Raw genomic sequence first — 5,552 nt, forward strand, 5'->3', positions numbered from 1 at the left:
GTCCTAACAAACAAAAAAGTTCTCCTTGCTTGACGTGAAGGTTGATATTGAGGAGGACAGTTTTTTTTTCTTTTTTGAAGGGGTGCGCTATTATTTGAGGGAAGCTTTTACTGACAGGAAAGCTTTTAGAGAGGTTAATCGTTTCTATAGCGTACTGCAATGCAATGTCATTTTAATTGAATTTGTTCATTGTTGATTAATCCAAATTCTCACTCCAAAAATTTCAACAACTTCTAAGTAGATTTGCTTATTTTTTCATGATCAATGGATATCATTGCATCGTCATGCCATGGATCATCGGGAAATCTTTTCATCCAATTGAGTTTTTTAAAATGTTTCGCGCAATACCAACAGGGAAAAGCATCCAATTTTGTCAACTCTCCATTTTTATATCGACGAAGTTTTTCTTTTTGGAAGCTGGAAATCATTTGGACATAATCGCCATACAAATCTAATAGATTATTGTCTTCCAAATTTCCAATTATATCGGTCATCGAATCGCCATCAGCATATTCTGATAATTGGCAACAGAAGGTTATATTACCGCGATAGTCAACATAGATCGCCTGCATCGAAAGTGCGTTGCAATTAACCCAGGGTGAATCATCATTTGGAAAGGCAACAAAGGGTTCTATCGAAACCTTATAAACAGCATTCAGTTCCTCGATTTCTTGTTTAATTTTATACCAATCCTCCGGAGCCACATTCATTTGTTTGTAAGTGGTTTGTAAAGTTGGTTGAAGTGGAATTAAATATAATTGTTCGCTTTCGACTTTACTGGCTAAAATGGCCATGGCTTCCAATTCATGGCGGTTGGTTGCGGTAATCACCATTTGAATACAAAATGGTAGTTTCTTAGCGCGGCAAACGCTGATAGCTTGTAAAGATTTGACAAAAGATCCCTTCTGCCGGATCTGGTCCATCGTCTCAGCGGTTGCCCCATCCATGCTGAAACAGAAACCTCTAAAACGATCTCGGTAAGGGTTTATAGTCTGGTAGGTTTTTTCAAACCTGGTTCCATTCGTGACCATTGCAATTTCATAACCGGCATCATAGAACTTCTTGACAATCTGTGGAAATTGTCGATGCAAAGTTGGTTCACCTCCTGTAAATGATACAGCTGGAATATGAAGAGGACGAGCTTCATCAATAAGCTTGTCAACAAGATGTAGCGGAATATCCAAACGTGAATTAACCGGCCCGATAACAGATTGTAAGTCTTCCGGTAGGTCCTTTCTTGGTGCGATATCAGATCGTAAACAATGGACACAAGCATAATTACAGCGGTTAGTAATTTCAAACCCTATCGATTCAATTGCCACAGAGGCTATCCTCCTTTACATTATTGTTCAATACAGCCTCTATTATTTTCGAAAGTTTTCCAGGATTATTTAGCAAATCTTTTCCAGAAAGCAATAAATAGCAATCACTTTGTTTGATTAGATCTTTTAATACATCCAGATGAAGTTGTTTAAAGCGATGGGGTAAAAAAATGTAAGGGCTTTGTTGCAACAGGTAGGTTAATGCATTTATATGAGTGGTTGGTACTAGCCGGGTTGTTGGCTCATCTACTATCTGGGGAAAAATAACGGTATTTGGTGTACTATATTGAACAAATTGATTTGGATATATTTTCTGAATATCAATATGCTTTTTTTCATTAAATGGGACATCATAAATATGCTCTTTTAAATAATCCTTTGAGGGTTGATTGATAAAATTATCATTGAACTTAAAATCTCCAGGAAAAGAATGTACAGATATTTCTTTATTTTCCTTTTGCTGCAGTAAAACGATATCATCAGATAAATAATTCCATCCACTTTCAACTAAATGCATTGTATTTGTAGATTTCCCCGAACCGGATTGACCAACAAATAAATAACCATTTCCAGCGTTTTCTAACGCTGCGGCATGAAGATAGAAAAGCTTTCTTGAATGTAATAGCATCACAATCGCCGTTAGAATAAATGCGTGAGATATCATGCGGGGGAATTTAAAAACTGATTCTTCAAAATGTCCCATTACTGTTTCGTTTGTAAAATCAATTTGTAACATAGATTTCTTATAACTAATATAAACAAACTCATCCAATTGATGTAACCTGAGAAGAGATTGTTTATCTGATATTAATTTACAACCATCAGGAATACTAATTGTTGAATTGGAAAATTTTAGATATAAAGGTGAGGAATCCTTTCCTCTGAAAGGATTGTTGGGTATGGAACAAAAAAGCTGTGATAAAGAAGATAAACTACTTTCAAGCTGATTGTCTGAATACTCAACAATTATCTCAATGCCATAAAGATTAAGTGTTTTATCCTTATCCATTCCTTTGGATTTTGTTGTAGCTTACAGTACTCAATGCTTGTTGAATAGTACAACAAACTACGACATTCAAATCCTCTCTTAATTATGATGTTCCAACAGCAGCTGCTCCTGGAGCTGCAGCTCCTGGAAAAAGCGTCGATTTGACCAAAGACTCTTGCTTGGTTAACTTTGGCTCAATAAAGGCTTTCAGCTTTCTTTTTTCTTTGTTATCTTTATTGTTACTTTTATTTTTTTCCGCTCGTGATGCCATGAAACCTCCAATTAGTATGAGTAATTCGTGTAATTGTAAATTAACTTGAAATCTTTCACTTTATTTTCTGTATCCGCAAAAATCTTGCCATTTAATATTAACCAACTGTGACCTAATATATTGGCTTGCTTATTCTGAACTCCAATTTTAAAATCTACTGAACTATTATAGTATCGTAAGAAACGGTAGAGTACTAAAGACCTTTTTAAACAAGTCTTTTTTAATATAGGATTAATTAGATTTAAGATGAAATCAACATAGGAGACTAATTTGTAAATTTCATGTTTGGAAAGTGGGGCACCGATATACTTTTTTGAGCTTAAGAGCTGTAATACCCGGGTTATATTCCGAAATCGCACCATGATATTTATTATTATACTCCAGACAAATATTCTGCTCAAAAGCAGATAGTTTGCTTTAATAATTTTTCCTAATAAGTAAACGATAACGCAATCCTCACAATTAATTCTTCATAATTCTTGTTTTTTTAAGTCTTTATGAAGCAAAACCTATGCCTAAGTAAATGCTGATAAAACCAATAGGGTAGGATTCTCGAAACTGCAAAAAACTGTATCACTATATAACAGTTAGCTTGGTTTGAGACACTTAAAGCTATTCATTTTGAGCATAAAGAGCTTCTCATCCTTCGAATTATTACAAAAAAATATCCTAAAGTTTTGGTGATTTGTCAAAATGTTACCTATTCGGTTGAGGATTATGACTTATGGAATACCCCCTTTGTTATCTGATTAATTATTAATAAAAATAAAAAAAGTTTGTATTGTTCCATTTGATTCATTATACTTCAATAAATAATTAAGATAAGATTTTTTTTCACAAAAAAGGGGTGAGAACAATCCCAAGTTAATTAATACTTTTGTTAGTATCAGCGAGGAAGAAATTTATTCGCAAGTAATGGTATTTTTTGTATGAGAAAGCTACTCGTCAAATTAAGTTTAAACTAATCAATAATTTCATTTAACAATTGAAGGGGGGAAACATGTATAGTCAATATTATATTAATCAAGTTGTATTTTATAGGTTTTTGTTTGTCGTTATTTTTGTTTTTTCAATTGCTCCATTCACCAGCAAAGGTTTGAATGCCCAGGTACCAGATTTTAAATGGATGCACCCTGCAGGAGTCGTTGGTAATGATGAGGGGAATGATTTAGTAATTGATGGTGCTATAAACAGCTATGTTGTGGGCCGATTTATAAGAATAGCTGATTATTCCGATTCAGCACTTATTGGAGTAGGCAGCCAAGAAGTGTTTATTGCTAAATATGATCTCAATGGCAATGACTTATGGACAAAACGAGCGGGAAGTGCAAGTAATGATCCGGAAGCTGACAGAGGTAGTGCAATTGGCGTGGAGAAACTTGGAAATATTCTAATGACTGGCCGCTTTGTTAGTAATGCGGACTTTGGCACCAATTCGTTAACAAGCGCAGATGGACAGGACTTTTTCATCGGTAAGTTGGCGGAGCAGATCGTCCTCATCAACGAAGTCGTAACCGATCCTCAGCAGGATTGGACCGATAACAGCGGGGGCAATGGTGTTCAATTTGATTCTAAACCAGGCAATGGTACTATCAGCAACACAGATGAATGGCTCGAAATATACAATGCCGGTGTCTCTGCTATTGATTTGACTGAGGGAACCGGTTGGACTTTGGATTTTATAGATGGCTCCGATGCTACATTAGATTTTCAAAACCCGGGATCTACCGTATTTGTCTTTAGTGATGGTGGATCTTTAACTAATTTCCAACCCGGTGAATTCCTCGTTATCGGCAATCCACCAGGATCCATGAATAACGATATTTTTCTTGAGTTGAAAAATGCATCTGGCACCATCGTTGATGATGTCGAATTGGGAGATGATAAAGAAAGTGATGGCGATGGCGATGGCGCGGCCGATGGCAGTTCAAACGGCGGTAATGCGAGCAGCATCGTGGATGAAGCCATAGCCCGAGTCCCCAACGGCATCGATACAGATAATGATGTGAACGATTTCATTCAACAGCATACAACTATCGGATTTGCAAATGATGCTGCTTTTGATTTTAGCGATGCGCCAAGTGGGGGCGATGCTGGGGTACCTCCAGATAGTTATCCCACCTTATTGAAGGATAATGGGGCGCGTCATGTGCTTAATGGCACAACTTTCCTGGGATTTGCAGTGGATGCCGAACCAGATGGCCAGCCCGATGCGACAGCAACTGACGACGATACCAATGGTGTCCCGGACGATGAGGATGGTGTTGTGTTTACTTCATTCCTCGCGCCAGGGAATAATGCGACTGCGGACGTTACGGCATCCATTGCAGGCAAACTAAACGCGTGGATCGACTTTAATCGTGACGGTGATTGGGAAGATGCAAATGAACAGATCTTTACCAACCTGGATTTGAATGCCGGCCTCAATAGTGTTCTGACTTATTCCGTGCCTGCATCTGCATTACAAGGAGTCACTTTTGCTCGTTTTCGATTTAATTCAACCGGCGATCTGTCATTTGATGGCCTGGCCCTGGATGGCGAAGTTGAGGATTACAAGGTAGAAATTGGTATTACCGATTGTTTCATCACACCCACAACCGACACCAACCAGGTTAACAGTCAGCACTCTTCAACCGTAACCGTTCAGAAAGATGGTATTAACCAACAAGGAGTTGAGGTGACTTTCGAAGTTTTCAAAGGTCCCAATTTAGGCCAAACCGGTTCCGGCACCAGTCCAACCAATGGCAGTGGCCAAGCCACATTTATTTATACCAGCAACGGTACGGCTGGCACGGATTCCATCAAAGCAAGCGGTTCGATTGATGGTGTTCCTTTTGAATGTTTTGCTCAGAAAGTTTGGGTAGATAATATGTGCACTTTGGAGGCAGAAACGGACACGAATCAAGTCGGTACGGATCATACATTGACTGTAACTATAAAACAGGATGGAGTTGCAAAATCGGGTATTCCG

The 5,552-nt window shown here is 37.9% G+C and carries 5 protein-coding genes; 1 reads left to right on the forward strand and 4 read right to left on the reverse strand.

The window, feature by feature from the left end:
- Positions 1-233 precede the first annotated feature (233 nt).
- The 4 genes from IIC38_19780 to IIC38_19795 form a co-directional block, all read right to left on the reverse strand.
- Positions 234-1,322, reverse strand: coding sequence for a radical SAM protein (locus tag IIC38_19780; GenBank protein ID MCH8128163.1), 1,089 nt, complete (start codon positions 1,320-1,322; stop codon positions 234-236).
- Positions 1,312-2,331: a hypothetical protein gene (locus IIC38_19785; protein ID MCH8128164.1), complete on the reverse strand. Its 1,020-nt coding sequence runs from the start codon at positions 2,329-2,331 to the stop codon at positions 1,312-1,314. The genes IIC38_19780 and IIC38_19785 overlap by 11 nt, the downstream gene beginning before the upstream one ends.
- Positions 2,332-2,413: 82 nt before the next feature.
- The gene (locus IIC38_19790) at positions 2,414-2,581 is read right to left on the reverse strand and encodes a hypothetical protein (GenBank protein MCH8128165.1); all 168 of its coding nucleotides are present in this window, start codon (positions 2,579-2,581) and stop codon (positions 2,414-2,416) included.
- A gap of 11 nt (positions 2,582-2,592) precedes the next feature.
- Entirely contained in the window at positions 2,593-2,943 is a 351-nt protein-coding gene (locus tag IIC38_19795; protein MCH8128166.1) for a lasso peptide biosynthesis B2 protein, read from the reverse strand.
- 638 nt (positions 2,944-3,581) lie between these two features.
- Here IIC38_19795 and IIC38_19800 point away from each other — a divergent pair.
- Positions 3,582-5,552: lamin tail domain-containing protein (locus IIC38_19800; protein ID MCH8128167.1), on the forward strand; the 1,971-nt coding region annotated here is incomplete at its 3' end.

It is taken from the genome of candidate division KSB1 bacterium (assembly GCA_022566355.1).
Lineage (GTDB): Bacteria > Zhuqueibacterota > JdFR-76 > JdFR-76 > DREG01 > JADFJB01.

What these genes read in the sequence shown, in the direction of transcription:
- IIC38_19795 (MCH8128166.1), bottom strand. Translation starts at nt 2,943, where the DNA reads ATGGTGCGATTTCGGAATATAACCCGGGTATTACAGCTCTTAAGCTCA.
- IIC38_19790 (MCH8128165.1), bottom strand. Translation starts at nt 2,581, where the DNA reads ATGGCATCACGAGCGGAAAAAAATAAAAGTAACAATAAAGATAACAAA.
- IIC38_19785 (MCH8128164.1), bottom strand. Translation starts at nt 2,331, where the DNA reads ATGGATAAGGATAAAACACTTAATCTTTATGGCATTGAGATAATTGTT.